The 22,075-nt window shown below is 36.1% G+C and carries 20 protein-coding genes and 1 pseudogene; 14 read left to right on the forward strand and 7 right to left on the reverse strand.

Annotation, left to right across the window (positions count from 1 at the left end; translation table 11 throughout):
* From U6A24_RS19580 to U6A24_RS19585, 3 genes and pseudogenes are all read right to left on the reverse strand, one after another.
* Positions 1 to 1,717, reverse strand: a 1,717-nt coding sequence (locus U6A24_RS19580; protein ID WP_324181711.1) for a leucine-rich repeat domain-containing protein, incomplete at its 3' end; no start/stop codon positions are given.
* A 42-nt stretch (positions 1,718 to 1,759) separates the two neighbouring features.
* Positions 1,760 to 2,818 (reverse strand): annotated as a pseudogene (locus U6A24_RS23230) (leucine-rich repeat protein); the annotation flags it as partial.
* Between the two features lie 652 nt (positions 2,819 to 3,470).
* Positions 3,471 to 4,406, reverse strand: a complete 936-nt coding sequence (locus U6A24_RS19585) for a nicotinic acid mononucleotide adenyltransferase (protein WP_324181712.1) — start codon at positions 4,404 to 4,406, stop codon at positions 3,471 to 3,473.
* Positions 4,407 to 4,528: 122 nt separating this feature from the next.
* Between U6A24_RS19585 and U6A24_RS19590 the strand changes: the two genes are divergently transcribed.
* The 12 genes from U6A24_RS19590 (at position 4,529) to U6A24_RS19645 (ending at position 15,480) form a co-directional block, all read left to right on the forward strand.
* Entirely contained in the window at positions 4,529 to 5,524 is a 996-nt protein-coding gene (locus U6A24_RS19590; RefSeq protein WP_324181713.1) for an NAD(P)H-dependent glycerol-3-phosphate dehydrogenase, read from the forward strand.
* A gap of 41 nt (positions 5,525 to 5,565) precedes the next feature.
* Positions 5,566 to 6,021, forward strand: coding sequence for a nuclear transport factor 2 family protein (locus tag U6A24_RS19595; RefSeq protein WP_324181714.1), 456 nt, complete (start codon positions 5,566 to 5,568; stop codon positions 6,019 to 6,021).
* A gap of 17 nt (positions 6,022 to 6,038) precedes the next feature.
* A complete protein-coding gene (locus tag U6A24_RS19600; RefSeq protein WP_324181715.1) occupies positions 6,039 to 6,497 on the forward strand; it encodes a nuclear transport factor 2 family protein in 459 nt (152 codons plus the stop codon).
* 13 nt (positions 6,498 to 6,510) lie between these two features.
* Complete coding sequence (locus U6A24_RS19605) at positions 6,511 to 7,359, forward strand: sulfurtransferase (RefSeq protein WP_324181716.1); 849 nt, start codon at positions 6,511 to 6,513, stop codon at positions 7,357 to 7,359.
* A gap of 25 nt (positions 7,360 to 7,384) precedes the next feature.
* Positions 7,385 to 8,503, forward strand: a complete 1,119-nt coding sequence (locus tag U6A24_RS19610) for a glycoside hydrolase family 3 N-terminal domain-containing protein (protein ID WP_324181717.1) — start codon at positions 7,385 to 7,387, stop codon at positions 8,501 to 8,503.
* Positions 8,504 to 8,538: 35 nt separating this feature from the next.
* Positions 8,539 to 8,934, forward strand: coding sequence for a nuclear transport factor 2 family protein (locus U6A24_RS19615; RefSeq protein ID WP_324181718.1), 396 nt, complete (start codon positions 8,539 to 8,541; stop codon positions 8,932 to 8,934).
* 198 nt (positions 8,935 to 9,132) lie between these two features.
* Positions 9,133 to 12,285 (forward strand): S41 family peptidase, encoded by a 3,153-nt coding sequence (locus tag U6A24_RS19620; protein WP_324181719.1) that lies wholly within the window; start codon positions 9,133 to 9,135, stop codon positions 12,283 to 12,285.
* A gap of 38 nt (positions 12,286 to 12,323) precedes the next feature.
* A complete protein-coding gene (locus tag U6A24_RS19625; RefSeq protein WP_324181720.1) occupies positions 12,324 to 13,034 on the forward strand; it encodes an SGNH/GDSL hydrolase family protein in 711 nt (236 codons plus the stop codon).
* On the forward strand, positions 12,989 to 14,008 hold the full coding sequence (locus tag U6A24_RS19630; protein WP_324181721.1) for an AraC family transcriptional regulator: 1,020 nt from the start codon (positions 12,989 to 12,991) through the stop codon (positions 14,006 to 14,008). The genes U6A24_RS19625 and U6A24_RS19630 overlap by 46 nt, the downstream gene beginning before the upstream one ends.
* A 68-nt stretch (positions 14,009 to 14,076) precedes the next feature.
* Complete coding sequence (locus U6A24_RS19635; RefSeq protein ID WP_324181722.1) at positions 14,077 to 14,247, forward strand: hypothetical protein; 171 nt, start codon at positions 14,077 to 14,079, stop codon at positions 14,245 to 14,247.
* A 7-nt stretch (positions 14,248 to 14,254) separates the two neighbouring features.
* Entirely contained in the window at positions 14,255 to 15,130 is an 876-nt protein-coding gene (locus U6A24_RS19640; protein ID WP_324181723.1) for a sterol desaturase family protein, read from the forward strand.
* Positions 15,127 to 15,480, forward strand: a complete 354-nt coding sequence (locus tag U6A24_RS19645) for a SnoaL-like domain-containing protein (protein WP_324181724.1) — start codon at positions 15,127 to 15,129, stop codon at positions 15,478 to 15,480. The genes U6A24_RS19640 and U6A24_RS19645 overlap by 4 nt, the downstream gene beginning before the upstream one ends.
* Positions 15,481 to 15,485: 5 nt before the next feature.
* On the opposite strand, the gene dprA is transcribed toward U6A24_RS19645, so the two are convergent.
* The gene (dprA, locus tag U6A24_RS19650; RefSeq protein WP_324181725.1) at positions 15,486 to 16,589 is read right to left on the reverse strand and encodes a DNA-processing protein DprA; all 1,104 of its coding nucleotides are present in this window, start codon (positions 16,587 to 16,589) and stop codon (positions 15,486 to 15,488) included.
* 147 nt (positions 16,590 to 16,736) lie between these two features.
* On the opposite strand from dprA, the gene U6A24_RS19655 reads away from it, so the two are divergent.
* The gene (locus U6A24_RS19655) at positions 16,737 to 17,735 is read left to right on the forward strand and encodes an HU domain-containing protein (RefSeq protein WP_324181726.1); all 999 of its coding nucleotides are present in this window, start codon (positions 16,737 to 16,739) and stop codon (positions 17,733 to 17,735) included.
* A 205-nt stretch (positions 17,736 to 17,940) separates the two neighbouring features.
* Positions 17,941 to 18,450: an acyl-CoA thioesterase gene (locus tag U6A24_RS19660; protein ID WP_324181727.1), complete on the forward strand. Its 510-nt coding sequence runs from the start codon at positions 17,941 to 17,943 to the stop codon at positions 18,448 to 18,450.
* Positions 18,451 to 18,680: 230 nt separating this feature from the next.
* On the opposite strand, the gene U6A24_RS19665 is transcribed toward U6A24_RS19660, so the two are convergent.
* The 3 genes from U6A24_RS19665 to U6A24_RS19675 are packed head-to-tail and all read right to left on the reverse strand — an operon-like array spanning position 18,681 to position 22,062.
* A complete protein-coding gene (locus tag U6A24_RS19665) occupies positions 18,681 to 19,910 on the reverse strand; it encodes a murein hydrolase activator EnvC family protein (RefSeq protein WP_324181728.1) in 1,230 nt (409 codons plus the stop codon).
* The gene (locus U6A24_RS19670; protein WP_324181729.1) at positions 19,907 to 20,683 is read right to left on the reverse strand and encodes a DUF4292 domain-containing protein; all 777 of its coding nucleotides are present in this window, start codon (positions 20,681 to 20,683) and stop codon (positions 19,907 to 19,909) included. Before U6A24_RS19670 ends, U6A24_RS19665 begins: the two co-directional genes overlap by 4 nt.
* The gene (locus tag U6A24_RS19675; protein WP_324181730.1) at positions 20,683 to 22,062 is read right to left on the reverse strand and encodes a tetratricopeptide repeat protein; all 1,380 of its coding nucleotides are present in this window, start codon (positions 22,060 to 22,062) and stop codon (positions 20,683 to 20,685) included. The genes U6A24_RS19670 and U6A24_RS19675 overlap by 1 nt, the downstream gene beginning before the upstream one ends.
* Positions 22,063 to 22,075 lie beyond the last annotated feature (13 nt).

The following is a 22,075-nucleotide window of genomic DNA, read 5'->3' on the forward strand; positions in this document are numbered from 1 at the left end:
TTTGGTGGCGGTTTGCATTAGCAAAGGCCGTTGCATGGAGCACTGGCGGATCATTGGCCTCTACTGTCACCAAGACAAGGTCTGGATTGTTATAAAAAGCATGGCTATCTATACGTTCCACACTGCCGGGTATGGTAACCGCTGTCAATTTGTTATCACTAAAAGCCCTTTGCCCGATGCTGGTGACACTGGTAGGAATTTCGATACTGGTCAGTTCCTTATTTTGAAAAGCACCTTCTACGATAGTGGTCACCGTGTAGATGTTCGTACCATTGTTCACCGTTTCTGGCATTGTGATCTCTGTGGCCATCCCGGTATAGTCCACCGCCATTACTTCACCAACCGAAGTAATTGCATATTTGATGTTATCAACCGTAAAGATTCCGTAACTGATGGATCTGAATCCGTCCCACCCATTATCTAAGTAAGTCTGTTTGGTGTCTGTAGGTACCACAAGATCTATTTGGTCTCGGTATGCATTTGAAAAGGCATCTTTATGAAGGTTTGGGGGAGTCTTGGCCTCCACCGTGACAAAGTGAAGATCGGGGTTGTCCAAAAAAGCATACAAGTCTATATTCGTCACACTGTCAGATATGGTCACCTCTGTCAATTGGTTGGAGGCATAGGTCCAACTTCTAATTCTATTCACATTACTCGGGGTGGTTATACTGGTCAATTGGTTGTCCCTAAAAGCAGAATCCCCAATATCGGTCACACCGTTCGGTATGGTCACTTTTTCCAAATTGTTATGGGCAAAAGCAAAATCCCCAATACTGGTCACTTTGTCGGGTATGGTCACCTCCCCATTTAAATTGTTATTGCCAAAAGCACTTGATCCTATATAGGTCACAGCATCGGGTATCTCAATACTCGTCAATTGATTATCTTGAAAAGTACCGACCGCAATACTGTCCACCGTTGTGGGTATAAGAACACTAGTCAATCCCTTCCCCTTAAAAGCGTCCTTCCCAATAGACGTGACCGTATACATATTGTCAAGCTCGCTGTTTGCGAGGTATCCGATTTCTGAGGGAATTTCCACGTCACCACCTCCATAAGGGTACCCCACGAGACTTACTTCATTGGGGATTAGCGATGTGACTTCCCAAGTCCAGCCACGACTATCGCGATGTAGCTGCCCTATGAGCGAAAAGATGTCCCTGAAACCCGTCCACCCTGCATCTTTATAAGCTTGCTCCCTGCCCTCGGGCACTATCAGGTCTATTTCGGTACGGTGTGGGTACTCAAAGGCAGTTGAATCGAGCGCTGGTGGATCATTGGCCTGCACCATCACCTGTTTAAGGCTTGAGTTATAAAAGGCCTCGGCTCCAATACTTTTCATAGTCTCCGGTATGATAAGTGTTAGCAGCGGTAGCGTGCCAACATCTGGAAGAGCTTTATCACCTATAGCGGTCACATCGCAGGTGACCCCGTCAATATCCACCGTTGAAGGAATGGTTAAATTATATGGATTACCAGTATTCTGAATCAGCGTTGCCTCGTTTGGAGTGTCAATAATTCCGTATTTAATGCCATCAATGGTAGTGATTCCGGCGGTGATGGTCACAAAACCAAAGTCCTCCTTCCAGCCTGCATCTTCATAAGCTTGTATAGCGGTCAAAGACACCAAAAGATCCATGCTTCGGAAGTGCGGTCCGCTTGGAGTATCAAAGGCCGTTTTATCAATTTCTGGTGGGGGATTGCGCTCGCACCTCACAGTCCTCAATCTAGAATTGAAGGGATCGAGTCCATAAAAGGCCTGAAAACCAATATATTCCATATTGACTGGTATGGTCAGGTCTTGTAAATTGCATTGGGCAAAGGTCCACCGCTCAATTCTGGTGATATTTTCTGGAATGTTAACACTGCTTATCCCTAAATTAGTTCCAAATGCCCTTTGCCCGATACTTTCCACACTTTCTGGAATCTCCAGATTACCTGTCAATTGGTTTTCATAAAATGCATCTTCTCTGATATGGGTCACATTACTCTCACCGGAGAAGACCAACTTGGTCAATTGCTTATTGTAAAAAGCTCTATAGCCAATAGCGGTCACCGTGTAAGTGTTCGTGCCATGATCCACCGTTTCGGGGATGGTCACCTCTTTTCCGGAACTGGCATCATAGTCTGCGATCTCAACTTCGTTTTGAGAGATAGAGGTAATTGCGTATGTGATGCCATCATCGGTATCGGTAAAGGTGCCGGGGTCGATGGAGCTGAACCCGTCCCACCCATTATTCGAATAATGATCGGACCTGTCTGCGGGCACTAAAAGTTTTATTTGACTACGATTACTAAAGACATTTGCGTTAACCAGCAATGGACGATTGTAAGACCTTGCAATCACGGTCTCCAGCGGGTTGTCTTGAAAAGCAGAAGCTCCGATACTTTTCACCGCATTGGGTATGACCACCTCGGTTAAATTGTGATCACGAAAAGCACTTTCCCCAATACGGGTCACCCTGTGGGGGATATAAACACCGGTCAATAGGCTATTACCTTGGTCTTTACGAAAAGCATCATCTCCGATACTGGTCACCATGAAATCATGATCTTTGTTGTTAACCTTTGCGGGGATAGTCATCTCTTCTCTGACACCGCTATAATCTACGACCTCTACTCTGCCTGGAAGAAAAAATAAAGAGTCATTGGGATTAGCATAGTCAGGAATAGTGGTAATTTTGTATTTGATGTCATCAACGGTAAATTGGTCCCCTACGGTAAATTGGTCCCCTGCATTTTGGCCATATGTGGTAAGGCTCGCCAATACCATAAAGATGGCAGGCATTATTAGTTGTAATTGTTTTAGATTTTTCATGATAGATTTACTTTTATAAACTTTTGAATATTGATTAATACAAATCTTAATTATATAAGAATAATATCCAATAATTGGTGCCCAACCCCGTTAAAAACGGGATGATACCAGATCTTTCAGGGATAAAGAAAACTAGAAGTTAGTATAGAGCACAAAGTATTAAGACCATGATAACGATTTAAGAATGTACTTTTTAAAAAATCTACAGCTACTAAGCCTGTTGAGATCGAGGAATAGTTTATTAAACTGCTACAAAGTTTTGAGCAGTCAACTACCCCGGAGGAAGCCTACGAGGCATTCGTTAGGAAAGTATTTAAAAAATCGAGGTAAGTCTCGGAGCATTTAAATCTCGATTATCGAGTCAAGCGAAGTTTTTAATGAATTCTTTTTGACCACATATTGGTTTCCTCTTCCTCTGGGCTACCGTAAGTACATCAATATGGATGGATGTTTTCGAATAAAAATCAAGTCCATAAAAAATATTCCACACATAAGCCTTGTGTGAAATTACCAAGGTAAGGGATATGAAAATCCCCCTTATTCATAAACCAAGAGTCTCATTAAAAAGAAATCGCCCCAACAAGATTTCTCTTGTAGAGCGATTCCCAACTAAATAACCAACCAAAAAGTTAAGTATTGTTTAGCGCGATCCTTACTTTTTACTTTTAAGCTTTAAGAAATCGGCTTTTTTATATCGTTTAGTTTCATTCTGAGTAGGCTTACCATTCTCAGAACTCTTGAATTGTATACGTCCTCTTCCTACGAATTCGTAAACCGTTTCAGAAGAAGGATGAAACAATTCTATTTTACTGTCATTTATAACGGTCAATTCAAAGAATTCATTGCCCAAGTAATCGTAACTAAGTGTTAAAGTTTTCCTATCAAAAGTGTTAATGATATCATTTACCTCATAATATCCAGTATAATCATAAAAAATATCATTGATCGGAAGTCCATTTTGATCTTGCGAACTCATAAAGTTTTCTCCTGCTCCAAAATATTCGAACTTAAGATAGTTCTCATTATCAAATTCATTTAATACTCCAAACTCGCTTGTATATACTTTTTCCCAAACTCGATATTCTTGAAGGAAATAATGAATATTATCATAAAATACTTGGTCATAATCAAAAGTACTTCTTTGATGTCCTATCAAATAATAACTTGTATTCGTTACACCATCATATAATTCGATTTGATTACTTGATAATTGCGTTACGGCAAGTTGATACACTCCGTCAATATCATGATCGATATCTACTGTTGTTCTATAGGCATCATAAAATCCAACATCCAGCCCGAAACCATTTCCGTTACTTCCCATTCCTACCAAATTGTTGTTGGCATAAAATGTTCCGTTTCTAAAAGAAACCGTAAACGCTTTTTGTAAAAACGGCACTTCTCCATTACCTGTAGTACGTTCAATATCAACATACCAGATCTCGTAATCACTAAGCAATGCATTTAGGCTAATGCCTGGTGCTGGTTCATCAATAAAAACATCTTCTTCAATTACCACTTCTGCTACACAAGAAGTTAGTAACATAGACCCGAATAAAATAACCGAAAGTAATTTAAGCGTTTTCATAAGCTGTGTGTTTTCAATTTCGAATATGAGAACCAAAACACATGCCAAACTTACAATAATCTGATTATCAATATTTTAATTTGAAATGTATTTTACTTATTTTTGAAATCATAATCTTTTCAATGGAAAAAAAATTAAAATTTGCAGTTCTTGGTGGCGGTAGTTGGGCTACCGCTATTGTAAAAATGCTTACCGAAAACCTGGACGAAATTGGCTGGTACATGCGAAGTGTATATGCCCTCGAACACTTAAAAAGACAACAACACAATCCTAATTACTTAAGTTCTGTCGAATTTAAATTAGAACAACTAAAACTTACCAACGATATTAATGAAGCAGTCGAATATGCAGATTATTTAATTTTTGCAATTCCTTCGGCTTTCTTGCACAGCGAATTGCAAAAACTTACTGCTTCTCTAAAGGATAAGGTTATTTTTTCGGCCATTAAAGGTATTGTTCCAGAAACGGGATTAATTGTAGGAGAACATTTTCATGACCAGTATGGTATCCCTTTTAATAATATTGGTGTAATTACAGGCCCTTGTCATGCAGAAGAGGTTGCATTAGAGCGTCTCTCTTACCTCACAATTGCTTCAAACGACGAGGAAAAAGCAAAAATCATAGCAGACCGTTTAAGTAGTTATTATATCAAATGTAAAACTAGCGATGACATCATTGGTACCGAATATGCAGCCGTTCTTAAAAACATTTATGCTGTTGCTGCAGGTATAGCACATGGTCTGGGATATGGAGATAATTTTCAGAGTGTTTTGATGAGTAACGCCATTCGTGAAATGAAACGTTTCATCAAACATGTACACAAAATGAAACGTAATATCAACAATTCGGCGTATCTGGGAGATTTACTCGTTACGGGATATTCAATTTTCTCGCGTAACAGAATGTTTGGTAATATGATCGGAAAGGGATATACCGTAAAAAGTGCCCAAATGGAAATGAATATGGTTGCCGAAGGGTATTATGCCGCAAAAACCGCCTACGAATTGGACGCCACCGCCGCTACACGAACTCCAATTATTGATGCTGTTCATGACATCTTATATGAAAACAAAAATCCAAAAAAGGTATTCAAAAAATTAGCCGAAAAACTGGATTAATTATCCGTATCTTCATAGCGCTTATTTTACAATCATATGCTATGAAGAACGTTATTGAAGCATTTTATACAGGGCTTAGTGAACTTGATGCCGACAAAATGGTGTCCTGCTATCATAATGATATTGTTTTTGAGGACCCAGGATTTGGTGTACTTGAAGGTGAACGTGCCAAAGGTATGTGGCGCATGCTATGCAAAAGTGCTCAAAATTTTAAAGTAGAGTTCTCTCAAGTTCAAGCCAATGATCAAACAGGATCTGCTCATTGGGAAGCTTGGTATACATTTAGTCAAACTGGTAGACGCGTTCACAACGTCATCGATGCAAAATTCGAATTTAAAGATGGGAAAATTATAAAACACACCGATCATTTCAATTTACATAGATGGGCGTCGCAAGCTATTGGCTGGAAAGGTAAATTGCTTGGTGGCACGTTATTTTTTAAGAAAAAATTAATGCAACAAACCAATCGAATGCTTGATAAATTTATAACTTCATAATCAAGAAAATATGAGGTATGAAAGAACTTATCGAAACTTTTTATTCTGCATTAAACAATCATGATGTTGATGCGATGATGACCTGTTATCATGACGATATTGTTTTTGAAGATCCAATATTCGGAAAATTAGATGCAGAAAAAGCAAAGAAAGTATGGTATTGGCTTTGTGAAAATGGAAAAGATCTTACGGCTAGATTTTCGGATATTACCATAGATGGAAACAAAGGATCAGCCTACTGGGAAGCTCGATATTCTTTCGGCTCAAGAAAAAGACCTGTTCTTAATAGAGTAAAATCTTCCTTTGAGTTCAAAGATGGTAAAATCATAAAACATACAGATCACTTTAGTTTAAAGAAATGGGCTTCACAAGCTATGGGTTGGAAAGGAAAGGTTATGGGTGGAAGTAGTTATTTCAAGAAAAAAATACAATATCGATCTAATAGATTACTTGACAAATTCGAAATCAATTCGTAGACAGCACTGCATTATGAAAGACTTTGAAATTAACGCTCCTTTAGTAACTATTTCCTGGCTTTATGATCGCATTGACCACCCAGATTTGATCATTTTGGATGCCACAATCAAAAAAGTAACTTCAAAAGCAGGCGAGAACGCTTCCAACATTAAGATAAAAAATTCTCGATTTTTTGATATTAAGAAGTCTTTTTCTGATAAAAATACCGATCTACCCAATATGCTTCCTTCAGAAAAAGACTTTGAAGAAGCCTGTAGAAAACTAGGGATTAATGCTAATCATAAAATCGTAATCTATGATAAATTAGGCATTTACTCAAGTCCCAGAGTATGGTGGATGTTCAAAGCCATGGGACATCAACAAGTAGCTGTGCTCGACGGTGGTTTACCAGAGTGGCAAAAAGCAAATTTACCTTGCGAAGACGAAACGAATCTAATTGAATATACAAGTGGTAATTTTAGAGCTGTTTATAATCCAAAATTGGTAATAAATTCTGAAGACATCCTTAGTGCTATACATCGTAAAGATATTTTAATACTAGATGCACGATCTCCTGGTAGGTTTACAGCACAGGAACCCGAACCCAGAGATGATCTTAAAGGAGGTCATATCCCGAATTCAATGAATTTACATTATGCTCAAGTGCTAAAAGATAGTAAAATGCTGCCTATAGATACCCTAAAAGAAATCCTTGCAGATTTTAATATTGAAAATAAAAAACTGATCTTTACTTGCGGATCAGGAATTACCGCTTGCATTATCATGTTGGCTGCTAACCTTGCTGGTTACAAAAATGTATCGATATATGATGGTTCCTGGAGCGAATGGGGACAGCTTAGCGGTGTACCTATTGAGTGTTAACAAGAATTATATACCCAAATATGAAATGAACATTAAGAAATTTAAACGTGTGAAATATATTTCCTTTTTGTTTTTGCTGTTGGTTTTTTCAAATGGAATTGCCCAAAATTCAAAATTTAGCTTAGACGATTTTTATACCGATAATCCCGCTTTGGATCATAAAGTTGATTCGATTTTTAATGCTTTGTCTGATCAGCAAAAAATAGCCCAGATGATCATAAGTTGCACAGGAGAATTGGGTAAATCTGAAGCAACTGTCAAAAAATTGGCCGAGGATGATATTATTGGTGGCGTCGTTTTTTTAAAAGGAAGTAAAAAGACGCACACGCAAACGATCAATGAATTAAATACTATTTCAGAAAAGAAGAAAACGCTACCTCTTATCTTCAGTATGGACGCAGAGCCAAGTTTGTTTGCCAGCAGAATTAAAGGAGCTCAAAATGTTGGTAAAACCATTGAAATAAAAACACATTCGCGATCGGATTCTGTGGTGAATATCATTAACAAAGAGCTGAAAGAAATTGGAGTGCATCATAATTTTGCCCCAGTTTTAGACATTAGTCCTGGTAATGAGGCTATAAAATCCCGAAGTTACGGAAACAATAAAGATTCTGTAATCGATCTGGCCAACCGTTTTATTAAATGCACAGAAGAAGGCGGTATTATTGCAACCGCAAAACATTTTCCTGGTCATGGGTTGGTAAAAGGAGACACTCATAAGCAAAGCGTCTACATCGATGGCCCTTTACAGGAAGTAGACAATTACAAGCCTATCATTGCCGAAGGTGTATTATCGATCATGGTTGCCCATATCACGGTAAGAAATAATGATGTTTTTGGAACCGATGGTTTACCTTCTAGTTGTTCTCGAAGAATTATTACCGATTTGCTTAAAGACGGAATGTGTTTTGAAGGCATTGTGGTGTCTGACGCCTTGAATATTATGAAGGCTGTTACTATTTTGGATAATGCTCCCCTTTTGGCTTCAAAAGCAGGATGTGATATGATTTTGATGCCGCAAGATGAAAGAAAGACAATGAATTCTATTCTTGCCGAAATCAAAAAAGATCCCGAATATCATCAACAGGTAATCGCATCTGTAAAAAAAATATTAAGACTAAAAGTTTGTGCCGGGATTATTTAGTTGGTAATTTTCAATCAATGTAAATCTAAATATTTATGACTCATCAAGAAGGTTTGGCAATGTGGCACCAATTTGTAGCGCAAAGAAATGTATCTCAATTAGGAGATCTTATTGCCGATGATGCCGTTCTTCATTCTCCAGTAGTATGGACCCCGCAAATAGGAAAGACTATTGTGTGCATCTATCTTACTGCAGCAGCTAGTATTATTGCTAATGAGCATTTTAAATATGTGCGCGAGGTAACAAACAACGAGCATAGTATCTTGGAATTTACCACAATCATAGATGGTGTTACTGTAGAAGGAGTAGATATGCTTACTTTTGACAACCAAGGTAAGCTGAAAGATATCAAAGTTATGGTTCGCCCCTTAAAAGCGATACAGGTGGTTCATAAAAAAATGGGAGAATTTTTGGAGCAAATGAAAAAGTAGGTTTTTAAGACTTTGTTTTCAAATGCGATATTATACCAATTACTATCGTCTCTTAAATTGATTCTACACTATATTTAAAACCATTTGAGACCGAAAATCATCAAAAATAAGGCTGGAAATTAGTATTTTAACTTTTTGTTTTTAGATTGATATAGGGCAAGTTTAGTATCTTTCTTGCTTCAATCAAATAAGCACTACATGTTCAAATCACTCTTAATTTCGGTTTCCTACCTTACTTTTATTCTTTTCACGTTCCCGATTTATGCACAAGAAGCCTTTTTTACCACAGATCCAACATTATCTCCAGATGGCAAAACAATTATATTTAGCTATGATGGTGACTTATGGAAAGTACCTTCAGATGGTGGAGAAGCATTGCGAATTACAGGAATGCAAGGAAACGAAACCTTGCCAAGAGTTTCTCCAGACGGAAAATGGATATCTTTTAGTGCAACGCAATATGGTAATAGAGATGTTTATATCATGCCTTTTGAAGGTGGAGAAATAAGGCAACTTACCTACCACGACTCTGATGATGACGTAGATAGTTGGTCATGGGATTCAAGAAACATTTACTTTACCTCATCAAGAGAAAATAGATTTTCTGGGTACACCGTATCCATTTCAGGAGGAACCCCAAGCCGTTTGTTTCCTCATTATTTTAATACCGTTCACAATGTAGTAGCTCATCCTATTTCTGGGGAAGTTTTTTTTAATGAAAGTTGGGAAAGCAAGTATTTCGCACATAGAAAACGATACAAAGGAGATTATAATCCCGATATCAAATCTTATAATCCAACTTCCCAAGAATATAAAGAATATACTTCGTATAGAGGAAAAGATTTTTGGGTCACATTAGACGAAAAGGGCACTCTTTATTTTGTTTCAGACGAAGCCAACGGAGAGTATAATTTGTATACTTTTAAAAATGGTCAAAAAACTGCCCTTACCACTTTTAAGACTTCTATCCATAGACCACAGGTAAGTGCCGATGGAAGCAAAATAGTTTTTGGCAAAGATTATCAAATCTACATATACGATGTGGCTTCGAATGTTTCAAAAAAGGTTCCCGTGGTTATTTATCGTAACAATACGCTTAATAAAACTCAGGACTTCAAGGTTAAAGAAAAAATCTCTTACTTTGATGTCTCTTCAGATAATAAAAAAATCGCATTTGTATCAAGAGGAAGATTGTTTGTATCTGATGTTAAAGGGAAGTTTATCCGTCAAATCCCTACAGATCCTAAAGAACGTATCGTTGAAGTAAAATGGTTAAAAAACAATCGCAGTTTATTGTATAATAGAACTTATAACGGCTATTTAAACCTATTTACTGTTTCTGCAGAGGGAAATGGAAGCGAAAAACAAATTACCAAAGATGCTAGAAACAATGTAAACATAGAAATAGATACCGCTTCAACACGTGCCATTTATATTAGTGGAAGAGATGAGTTGCGCCTTCTAGATTTAAAAAGTTTTAAAAGCACCATGGCCGTTAAAGATGAATTTTGGGCGCTTTATCCCCCACAACCCAAGTTTTCACCCAATGGAAAATACATCGTTTATAATGCGATTCGAGATTTCGAAAACGACATTTTCACATACCACATACCGTCAAAAAAAGTAGTACACCTAAGTGAGACCGGAGTAACAGAAAATAGCCCGTTTTGGTCACCCGATGGTAAATATATATACTTTAGCTCTAACTTAACGCAACCAAGCTATCCCTATGGTTTAAGAGAGGCCAATGTTTACCGTATGGCACTTGATAAATATGAAAAACCCTACACCTCATCAAAATTTGAAGAATTGTTTGTTGAGGAAAAGGACGAAGAGGATGACAAAAAAGATAAAAAAGAAACAAAGACTAAAGAAGTCCCTATTACCATCAACCAAAAAGGATTAATGGATCGAATTGAACGCATTAGTCCGGAATTTGGTTTTCAAGGCGGCCCGATTATCATCTCAAAAGAAGAAACAACTTATGTATTTTACCTTTCTAATCATGATGAAGGAGACATGAAACTATGGAAAACCACCATAAAACCCTTTGAAAAGAACAAAACCGAAAAAGTTTATGATAAAGAAATCTTTGATTATCAAATTGCCAAAGGAAAAGACAGTCATTATGTATTACTAGGGGGTAATATACATACCTTAAATATCGAAAGTAATAAGACTGAAATGATTGAAATTGATTTCAAGTTTAGAAAGTCATTATCTGAAGAATTTAATCAAATGTTTGAAGAGGCCTGGGCAGGTTTCGAAGAGAATTTTTATGATGGAGATTTTCATGGTGAGGACTGGAAAAAGCTAAAAAATAAATATAAAGCATACCTACCCTATATCACAAATCGATCGCATTTAAGATTGCTTTTTAATGATATGTTAGGTGAATTAAATACCTCTCATTTCGGATTTCGTTCTACTGGCGAAGAAGAAAAAAAGTTCTATAAAACCAATACCCTATCTACCGGAATCATCTTCACAAAAAATGACCCATATGTCGTTGAAAGAATCGTAGAAGATAGTCCTGCAGATGTGGCCAATAAAAATATAAGACCGGGAGATCGCCTCATTGCAGTAAATGGTCAAAGCATTGACCTCAAAAACAATAGGGAATCCTATTTTGTTCAACCTTCTATGGATAAAGAAATACAATTAACGCTAGATCGTAACGGGCAAAAAATTATGGTAGAACTTCACCCTATCGAATCAAATAAATTCACTGGGTTGTTATATGATGAATGGGTAGATCATAATCAAATGTACGTTGATCAAAAAAGCAATAAAAAAGTGGCATACGTTCATATGAAAAACATGGGACGCAATGAATTAAACAACTTTAAAAAAGAAATGGTTTCTGAAGCCTATAGAAGAGATGCTCTGATTTTGGATTTAAGAAATAATACAGGAGGTAATGTTCATGATGAAGTACTACAATTTTTATCTCAAAAACCGTATCTTCAATGGAAATATAGGGAGGGTAAAGTAACATCACAACCTAATTTTAGTCCAGCTGCCAAACCTATCGTTGTACTTATAAATGAGCAGTCCTTAAGTGATGCCGAAATGACTTCTGCTGGTTTCAAACAATTAGGATTGGGTACAGTAATTGGAACCGAAACCTATAGATGGATCATCTTTACATCCAGTAAAGGTTTGGTTGATGGCTCATATTATCGCTTGCCTTCTTGGGGTTGTTATACACTAGATGGCAAAAATCTGGAAAAAACAGGTGTTCAACCCGATATTTATGTTAAAGAAAATTTCAAACATCGCCTCGATGACGATCAACCGCAACTTGATAGAGCTTTGTCTGAAATTATGAAACAATTGGGAACTAAGTAGTATCTCGAAACGATGATATAATAGTAAAGCGTTACGATATGACTCAAAAAGTATTTATTTTCTTATCGGTAATATTGGTATTGTTTTGCTGTTGTTCTTCGAATGATGAATCACCGGTACAAAAACCCGAAGGAGAACAAGAAAATGAACAGGTAAAAAACTTCTCTTTTCTGGCACTAGGAGATTCGTATACTATTGGCCAAGGTGTCGAACAGGATCAAAGTTGGCCTTTTCAGTTAAAGTCTTCAACCCAAGCTTCAAAAAAAAGAATAGAAACTCTCACGGTTATTGCCAGAACTGGATGGACTACCGGTAATTTATTAAATGCCATAGACGAACAATCCCCATCAAACCATGATTTGGTCTCCTTACTTATTGGCGTAAACAATCAATATCAACGAGGCAGTTTTTCAAAGTTTCAAGAAGAGTTCAATACACTGCTCGATATCGCTATCGATTTGGCGCAATCTAATAAAAAGGTAATGGTAATTTCAATTCCAGATTATGGGGTTACTCCTTTTGGCGCCAGTAATAGTCAAACCATAGCCGAAGAGTTGGATACTTATAACGCTTATATAAAACAACAGTGCGTTGCTACTGAAGTAGTTTTTGTTGATGTCACCACAATTTCAAGAAACCTTGGGGCTTCAGAAAATGCTCTGGCAAGTGATAATTTACATCCTAGCGGTTATCAATATAACTTGTGGGTAGAAAAAATGCTTCCGGTTGTAGAAGAGATTCTAAAGTAAATGATCCTTGGGGTATTATACTCTTTGGCGGTGCCAATAAATTGTCCAAAATTGACAATAGTACTACGCTTCTTGATTTGTACCTTTCAAAAAAAGGAATGGTTATGAGTAATACTACACAGATAGAAAGATATAAAACCCTAGTCGAATTTTTAGATCAAAAGTTCAAAGAAGACATCTCTATTAAGGATATAGAAGATGTTTCGTATTACTCCTACCGAAATATTAACCGAATTTTTCTTGCCTTGCATCACGAAACTATCGGGAAATACATAAAAAGAATCAAACTAGAAAAAGCTGCCCAGTATCTAAAATATTCAGACAATACCATTTCAGACATCGCTTTTGAAGTTGGTTATAGCGATATAGCTGCTTTCAGTAAAGCCTTCAAAAATCAATTTAATTGCAATCCTTCTCGTTTTAGAGAAACACAAGAACTCAAACAACAAATAATTCAAAAAGCCATAGCCGAAAGCGAAACTGCCCTTAAACCTTCACTAGAATTTGAAATCGAGGAGTTACCCACTCTTGAAATTCTTTATCTAACCTATCAAGGATCTTTTGAAGATATTAAGGCTATAAAAAAGATCTGGAATAAGCTTATGAAGTATGCCTTTAAAAAAGAATTGATAGATGATGACAGCATATTTCTTGCCGAAATATTAGATGATAATGAGATTACCGATCAAGTACACTGCAGATACAACGCAGGTATTGTTATTGAATCTCCTTTACAATTTAAACCAAAAGGACTTTTTAGAACAAAAATTATACCTTCTCAAAAATATGCTAAATTTCTTCATAGGGGCAGTCATGAAGATTCGTTACTAACTTATGATTACATCTATTCTAACTGGATATCAGAAATAGATCTGGAATTAGAAGATAAACCAACGCTAGAGTTTTTTCTGAACGATGAAGAAGACACTGCGCCAGAAGAATTACTTACCGAGATCTATATCCCTATTAAATAGCAGATTGTCCAAAATTAACAAACACAGCAGCCCGTATTGAAATTACTTTTGCCTCATAAACCAGAAATATGAGCAATATTACATTTCAAAAATATTGGTACTTGGGAGTTTTTGGCTTTGTTGGCTTCTATAAATTTCAATTTGCAATTGATTATTTTCAAGGGCAAGGTGCCTTATGGGACCTATTAAATCTATTGTGGTTCTTCTGGTTTTTATACTTCTTACCAAATAAAAAATAAAACTAGAATGAACGTAGAAGAAATTATTACCCTTTTTGAAACCTCAAAGATTTTAACCTATGTGGGTTACTTCTTTATCATTAACATTTCACTTATTCTTTTTGAAATTTTACTGGATGTACTTACCTCAAAAGAAAGGCGATGGAAAGATACGGGAGCCAATATCGTTATCTTTTTTCTTGGGCAACTGCTCGAGAAAACGGTATTTGGTTCTATTGGTCTTATTTGCTTGTTGCCATTTCATCATCTTACTCCTTTGGAAATCCCTATGAATGGATGGACTTGGGTACTAAGTATGCTCGTGGCCGATTTTACCTATTACTGGATGCATCGTATCGAGCATGAACATAGAATTTTATGGGCAAATCATAGTGTACATCACTCTTCTGAGGATTATAACCTTACTATTTCTATGCGTTTGAGTATTATAGAAAGTGCTATCGAGTGGATTTTTCTTATTCCTATGATATTAATTGGATTCAACCCCTTTCAGGCAATTATATCTTTGGTATTTGTGGCACAATACCAAACCTGGATCCATACAGAACGCATTGTAAAATTAGGTTGGCTTGACGAGGTTTTTAATACACCTTCAGTACATCGGGTGCACCACGGTTCTAATCGCAAATATCTCGATAAAAACTATGGTGGTATTCTTATGATTTGGGATAAGTTATTTGGAACTTTTCAGAGAGAAGAAGAAAAAGTGGTGTATGGATTAACCAAAAACATTAATTCGAATAATCCAATTACTATAAACTTTATTGAATACAAAAATATTTGGAAGGACGTTCAACAATGCAGGTCCTGGAAAGACAAGTTGCGAATCATCTTTGGAAATCTTACCTGGAAACCCTATTACTTTAAAAATAACAAATCATGATAAATACTATTGCGAATCAGTTAGTAACATTATTACGACAAAAAAGATTTTTAGAAGCTCAGGAAACATTATTTGCTTCTGAAGCTGTATCCCTAGAACCTGAATTTAATAAGGAAAGGTCTACTTTTGGTTTAGAAGCAATGACAACCAAAGAGAAAAGATTTCTTGCCAATATAAAACAGTGGAATCATTTTGAAGTTTCGGATCCTCTTATAAGTAAGAACCACTTTATAATCCATATGATCACCGATGTTATTTTAAAAAATAATGATAACATTCATATCGATGAAATTATTATTTATGAGGTAGACAACAACAAAATCATTAAAGAACAATTTTTTTATAGATAAAAATATCAAACAACTTCAAACAACTTTCCTGGTAAAGGTTTAATCACGCCTTTCAGTTCCATATTTAATAGCACCGAAGCCGTTTTAAAAGTGGGGATTTGGCATTGCAAAGCTATGGTGTCTAATAATTCCTTTCCATTATCATTTAAAAAATTGTAAATCTTCTTTTCGTCTCCTTCTAACTCAACAAAAAGCTTTTTTTGAACAACCGGTTTTTCTTTTTCTTCTAGTTCCCAATTAAGCATATACACCAGATCTGCCGCACTGGTAAGCATATGTGCCCTTTGGGTCTTGATTAACATATTACAACCCTTGCTAAGAGGGTCGTTGGCTCTACCAGGTACTGCAAATACTTCACGATTATACGAATTTGCAATATCGGCAGTAACAAGAGATCCTCCTTTATTTGCACTTTCTATTACCACCGTTGCCTCACTAAGTCCAGCAATGATACGATTACGTCCTAGAAAGTTCTTGCGATCAAAAGTATCTGTACTCCAAAAATCTGTAAAAAACCCACCATTCTCTTCTATTTGCGAAACATACTTTTTATGGGATTTTGGATATATTTGATTAAGCCCATGGGCCAAGCAGCCTACCGTTTGCAAACCATGTTTTACAGCAGTACGTTGTGCCGTAATATCGACCCCATAGGCAAAGCCAGAAACAATAACAGGATTGATTGGTGCCAAAGTTTCTATTAATTCTTCACAAAACTGAGTACCATAACTAGTTACCTGTCGGGTACCAACAATGCTTACTATTTTCTGATTTTTTAAGTCAATATTTCCTCGACCAAACAATACCACTGGACCATCGATACAATGCTTCAATTTTTCAGGATAATCAGTTTGATCATAGGCCCAATACTTTATCCCATTTTCTTCAATAAACTTTAGTTCATTTTCTACGGCCTTTTGATGATCAGGATTATGTAAATCTTTAATTTTTGTTGTTCCTATTCCATCAATTTTAAGAAGATTACTTGCTTTTTCTTTAAGAACATCTTGAGCAGAGCCCACTTCTCGAATTAATTTTTTGATAGAACTATCACCAAGATTTGCTGTCTTCTTTAGAGTTAGTAACGCTATAAGTTTTTCGATGGTCATGTAATATTTTGTATATCAGCACAAGAAACAAAAAAAATCAAAACTGTTGATAAATAAACCTATGATTGTTTTTACGACTTTCATTTTTTTTTACCTTTGATTTAACTAACCACACACTGCGCAAGCGGCATATTTTAGAAGGGGTAAATGAACAATACTGCAAAATACATAAGCGAATTATTATATAGATATGAATGTGTAATCTTACCTGGTTTTGGTGCTTTCTTAACGAGACGTCAACCAGCAATGATCCAAGAAGCTAACAATTCGTTTTTACCTCCTAAAAAGTTAATTTCTTTTAATCGTCAGTTAAAAAATAATGATGGTTTACTAGCTAATTATTTGGCTACCGCAGAAAACATTTCTTACACCGATGCAGTTGCCAAAATACAGCGCTATGTATTGTCGCTTAATGAAAAAATCGCACAAGGGAAACGTGTTGAATTAGAAAGCATTGGTTCTTTCTTTACCTCAGTTGAAAATACCTTGCAATTTGAGCCATTGCAAGAAGTAAATTATCTTACCGAAGCCTTTGGGTTAAATACATTTGTATCGCCAACCATTACACGTGAAGTTTCTATAAAGAGAGAAGAGTACAAAGAGGAAGTTGAAGCTATTGAAGAAGTTGCTCCTTTAACTTTTACTCCCGAAAAACGTCAAGAACGTCCGTATTTGCAATATGCTGCTGCTGCAGCTATTCTAATTGGTGTTGGAGGTTTCTTTGGTGTACAACAAATTAGCAATAACACCAAGAGCTTTAATAATCAAGAGTGGGTTAAAGCCGATGCCGAAATCGAGAATAGAATTCAAGAAGCTACTTTCGAAATCAGCAATCCATTACCTGCAATTAATTTAAACCTGGCCAAGGAAGAGGAAGCTTCTGTCAATATTGATGAAGAATCTACTATGGTATCTGGAAAATATCACATTGTGGCGGGAGCCTTCAGAATAGCATCAAATGCCGATAAAAAAGTAAAAAACCTTAGAGCTCAAGGTTTCGACGCCAAGCTTATTGGTGTTAATAAGTACGGTCTTCACCAAGTAGTATATCAAAGTTATTCTGATCGCATAGAAGCACTTCAAGCACTTCGAAAAATTAAAAAAGAAGAGAGCCCAAGAGCTTGGTTATTGGTGCAGGAACTATAGGGCAAAAAAGTATCTTTCAAAGAAAACTATGTAACAGTATCTTCTTTTTAAAGATTTACTGTATCTAATTCTGTTATTTTCAATTTCCAAACAAAAAAACTGTCAAATCCATAATGGGTTACTTTTTGGCCTAATGCACTTTTATTCAACAGTATAGTGTAGAGTTATTCTTACCTGATTATCTTTGCCAAAAATTATACAGTTTATGGAAGGCAGACACCCCTCAGAATCTCTGGCAATACTTACCGACTTTGTATTGACGGGAGAAACAAATTCTTTAAATAATCTATTTGGTGGTGAATTATTAGCTCGTATGGATCGTGCGGCTGGAATTGCAGCAGGAAGACACTCCAGAAGAGTTGTAGTTACGGCCTCAGTAAATCATGTTGCATTTAATAGAGCCATTCCTTTGGGAAGTGTTGTTACTGTAGAGGCAAAAGTTTCAAGGGCATTTACATCGTCTATGGAGGTTTATATTGACGTTTGGGTAGAAGATCGCCAGAGTGGAGATAAAACTAAAGCCAATGAAGCCATTTATACCTTTGTCGCTGTAAATGAAACCGGGAATCCAGTTCCGGTTCCACCTATTATTCCTGAAACCGATTTAGAAAAGGAACGTTACGATGCAGCACTACGTCGTAAACAACTTAGTTTGGTACTTGCGGGTAAAATGAAACCCAATGATGCGACCGAATTAAAAGCTCTTTTTGTGTAATCTTGCTGCAAGCTTAAAAATATCCTAAAGTCTATTTAACTAATATTAAATACGTTCTATTTCTTTATATTTATTATGATTCTAAATCATATACATTGTATAAAGTTAAGAAAACAACCATATCACTTATTATAACTTTAACCGGATTAATTCTGGCGATTATTCTTTTTATCAGGCTTACATATTGTGGTACACAAGAGTATCCTGTAGCGGCTATTTTGACATAGTCATTACATTCTATAAATCCAAGTTTGCGGATTTAGTCTTTTAGCATTTTGATAAATCAAGAACTTCATGATCGCTCTTCCTGTGGTAGGGTTTACACGAACTTCACCTATGGATTCTTTGGTCGCTACTTTTTGACCTTCTTTAACCGTGATGTTTTCTATATTATAATATGTAGTAATGTAATTACCATGTCTTATTTGTACAAGACGACTGGCTCCTTTTAATTTTTGAATAGCAATTACCTCACCTTCAAAAATCGCTCGTGCCTTCTCCCCTTTTCTAGTTTCAATCTCGACACCACTACTATTAATTTGTATGTTAGGAAGTGTAGGATGAGGCTGACGGCCAAATTTTTTGGTAACTCTACCGGTTCCCACAGGCCAGGGGAGTTTTCCTTTGTTTGATGTGAAGTTATCTGCCAATATTTTGGCTTCGGCAGTCAAGGCAAATGTGGTTGCAGATCCTTTTTTTGTGACTTTTTTGCCCGCTTTTCTATTGGCCTTGGCAATGGCTTCTCTGATTAACTTTTCTATAGCTTTATCGATTGCACTAGCCTGCTCTTCTTTTTTCTTAATCTGTTTGGTATATACACCTCGTTTTTTCCGAATAGAAGCCATTAAAACCTGTTGTTCTTTTTTCTCTTCTTTCAGTTTTTCTTGGGCTTCGCGATTTTCTACAATAAGTGTTTGTTTATCTTCTTTTTGCTTGGATAAGTCTTTATTTAATTTCTGAAGCTCCAAGGTATTTCCCTCAATACGTTCTGCCTGTTCTTTGCGATGTTCATTGTATTGCTTCATATATTGCAATCGCTTATAAGCCTGAGCAAAATCTGAAGAAGAAAGTAAAAACATGATTCTACTTTGATGAGACTTACTTTTGTATGATTTTTTGATCATTTTGGCATAATCCGCCTTAAGCACCTTAAGCTCTTCACGGTAGGTATCGATTTTTTTTAGATTGGTGTTAATCTCTCTGGTAAGTAAATTTGCCTGTTGATTGGTAATCTTTATCAGGTTTTCGCGTGTACTTATCTGAGAATTTATCGTTTCTACCTCGTCAAGTACCGAACGCTCTTTAAGTTTATTATCCTCACGCAACTTTTTCATTTGGGCAATTTCTTCTCGAAGTCGTTGTCGTTCGGCTTCAAGTTGCTGTTGCTTTGCACTTTGCGCAAAAGACGGTGTGCAAATCAACAATAATCCAATAACATATATAGCTCTTAAAAACCTCATTGAATGGTAATCTCCTTATATCCTGATGGTATTTTAAACGGAAAACTTACTCGAGCATTGTAGTCTACCGCTCGATATTCTATTCCGATTATCGTTTTGGCACCTCCTTGTTTAGCTTTGATACTTATTTCTTTAGGAAAATCTTGATTTCCTACCTTTTGATAACTGCGATAATCTATAGTAAGATCTCTGTTCTCTATAGGTTGTTTGAGTTGTTGTGAGGCCATTTTAAAGCTACTCGGATGAATCAAAAATAGTCGTTCAAATAGGGCCACCTGTGTCTTAGGTTGTAATTGGTAACCTTGCTCTATAATTGAAGATTTATACTTATCATCTCTTAAATTAAATAAAGCTTGACCCACTAACATTTGCTGTACCTTGTTATAATCAAGTTCATCAGTTCCTAACCATTCACTTAAAACCTTAAAATCTCCTTCAAAATATGTATTATCGATTTTTTCATAATAGCTCACCTTTTCTGGAGTAATTAATGCCTTGGCCAGCGTTATACCCAACATTTTTACGCTCAGCCAAATTGTTTTGTCTTTTTGTATTCGTAAAGTTGCTGTAGGACTATATGAATTTTTTCCATCATCATACTTTACTTTTACTCTAGCATTTAGTGTTTCAAAATTAAATGACCTGTTGTAGTGATTAGCAATAATTTTTTCGGCACTTAATTTTTTTATTCTAACTCCGGTAGTTGCTTTGGTTCCTTTACACGAACTCAATAAAACCAAAGAAAAGAAAAGTAGATACAATATCCTGTTCATTAACCGTTGTGATTTTTCTGAAGCTGAATTGCTTTTTGTTGATATTCTGAAGCTTTTGTGGTATCTCCCAATTTTTGATAAGCAATACTTATTTGCTTATAAAAATCGGACTCCATTTTTTGATCATCTATTACATAGTCAATCCCCAAAGAAAGTATTTCTATCGCTTCTTTGGCTTTTTCGAGATTGATAAGTGAAACCCCATTTACCAGATAAAAAATAGGCTGCGCGGGGTACATTTCTAAAGCAAGTTGACTTCCTATTTCGGCTTTTTCATATCGTTTTAGGTCTAATTGAAGAAGTAAAATTCTTTTTAGAAGCCCAAAGTCGCCGGCATTACTTTTTATTCCTCTTTCATAAAAATTTAGTGCTTGTTCCTTACTATCCTTTTTATAGTAAAAATGTCCTAGCTCTGTAAAAACTTTAGAATTGTCTTGTCCTCCTGAAACCAAAGACATGATTTCTCCTAATTGAGGTTCATATTGTGGATTTTTATTAAGGAATGGTAAAAAATCGTTAACTATCTTATACTTGGATTCTGTATCTATTTTTGAACTTTGTAAAGCAATTTTCATTGATTTAATAGCCTGATCTACTTTGTCTTCTTCGAGGTAGAATTTATAGAGTGCCAGATGTACCAATTCGGATTTCGGATTTTTTTTCTGCAACAGTTTTGCCGTAGTATAAGCTTCCTCATTTTGGTTATTTTGGCTATAAATAAAAATGAGGTTGAGATAGTTCTGCTCTACCTTTGGGTTTTCTTTTATTCTTTTTTGTAAAATAGCAATTCGACTATCTGGGTTTGTTATTTTGGAAGCGATTCTTTTACGCAACTGATCTCGATAGGTATCTGCCCCGTATTCTTCATTAAGTTCGTCCAGCACCGCCAAGGCATCATCGTATCGTTGTTCAAGAAAATATAGGTTTGCTAATTGTTCTTTGAACATTGAATCATAAACGACCAATTTTTCGACTACTTCTACCGATTCTTTGTATTTGCGTTGTTGAAAATAGACTTCATACAAAAGTTCGAGTACATACTTATCGTTGGGCTGGGTTTCAAGTACCTTTTTAAAGTAATATTCTGCTCTTTCAAAAACTTTGAGTGCCAAATAATTTTTTCCCAACTCTGAATATAAAAAATTAGGCTTTGGGTCAATTTCAATACATTTATCCAATGCCTCAATTGCTTTGTCATAGTTGGTGATGGCTTTTTGTTTTAAGGCTTCGAAAAAGTTTTCCTGAAATTCATCTGAAACATCACCCAAATCATCAATATTAACGTCTTGTTTTGGTTCTATTTCTTGAGAAAAGACAATGGTTTGGCCCAACCCAAAGAACAGGGATAAAAAACAGATATATTTCCAGCACTTACTCATAAAACCTATTAAA

The sequence above is a fragment of the Aquimarina gracilis genome (genome assembly GCF_035285365.1).
Taxonomy (GTDB): domain Bacteria; phylum Bacteroidota; class Bacteroidia; order Flavobacteriales; family Flavobacteriaceae; genus Aquimarina; species Aquimarina gracilis.

Bases quoted from the DNA above. Each gene is read 5' to 3' on its own strand.
- U6A24_RS19670 (WP_324181729.1), bottom strand. From the start codon at position 20,683: ATGAACAGGATATTGTATCTACTTTTCTTTTCTTTGGTTTTATTGAGT.
- U6A24_RS19590 (WP_324181713.1), top strand. From the start codon at position 4,529: ATGGAAAAAAAATTAAAATTTGCAGTTCTTGGTGGCGGTAGTTGGGCT.
- U6A24_RS19675 (WP_324181730.1), bottom strand. From the start codon at position 22,062: ATGAGTAAGTGCTGGAAATATATCTGTTTTTTATCCCTGTTCTTTGGG.
- U6A24_RS19610 (WP_324181717.1), top strand. From the start codon at position 7,385: ATGAACATTAAGAAATTTAAACGTGTGAAATATATTTCCTTTTTGTTT.
- U6A24_RS19595 (WP_324181714.1), top strand. From the start codon at position 5,566: ATGAAGAACGTTATTGAAGCATTTTATACAGGGCTTAGTGAACTTGAT.
- U6A24_RS19640 (WP_324181723.1), top strand. From the start codon at position 14,255: ATGAACGTAGAAGAAATTATTACCCTTTTTGAAACCTCAAAGATTTTA.
- U6A24_RS19605 (WP_324181716.1), top strand. From the start codon at position 6,511: ATGAAAGACTTTGAAATTAACGCTCCTTTAGTAACTATTTCCTGGCTT.
- U6A24_RS19645 (WP_324181724.1), top strand. From the start codon at position 15,127: ATGATAAATACTATTGCGAATCAGTTAGTAACATTATTACGACAAAAA.
- U6A24_RS19585 (WP_324181712.1), bottom strand. From the start codon at position 4,406: ATGAAAACGCTTAAATTACTTTCGGTTATTTTATTCGGGTCTATGTTA.
- U6A24_RS19615 (WP_324181718.1), top strand. From the start codon at position 8,539: ATGACTCATCAAGAAGGTTTGGCAATGTGGCACCAATTTGTAGCGCAA.
- U6A24_RS19660 (WP_324181727.1), top strand. From the start codon at position 17,941: ATGGAAGGCAGACACCCCTCAGAATCTCTGGCAATACTTACCGACTTT.
- U6A24_RS19635 (WP_324181722.1), top strand. From the start codon at position 14,077: ATGAGCAATATTACATTTCAAAAATATTGGTACTTGGGAGTTTTTGGC.
- U6A24_RS19665 (WP_324181728.1), bottom strand. From the start codon at position 19,910: ATGAGGTTTTTAAGAGCTATATATGTTATTGGATTATTGTTGATTTGC.
- U6A24_RS19620 (WP_324181719.1), top strand. From the start codon at position 9,133: ATGTTCAAATCACTCTTAATTTCGGTTTCCTACCTTACTTTTATTCTT.
- U6A24_RS19600 (WP_324181715.1), top strand. From the start codon at position 6,039: ATGAAAGAACTTATCGAAACTTTTTATTCTGCATTAAACAATCATGAT.
- dprA (WP_324181725.1), bottom strand. From the start codon at position 16,589: ATGACCATCGAAAAACTTATAGCGTTACTAACTCTAAAGAAGACAGCA.
- U6A24_RS19625 (WP_324181720.1), top strand. From the start codon at position 12,324: ATGACTCAAAAAGTATTTATTTTCTTATCGGTAATATTGGTATTGTTT.
- U6A24_RS19655 (WP_324181726.1), top strand. From the start codon at position 16,737: ATGAACAATACTGCAAAATACATAAGCGAATTATTATATAGATATGAA.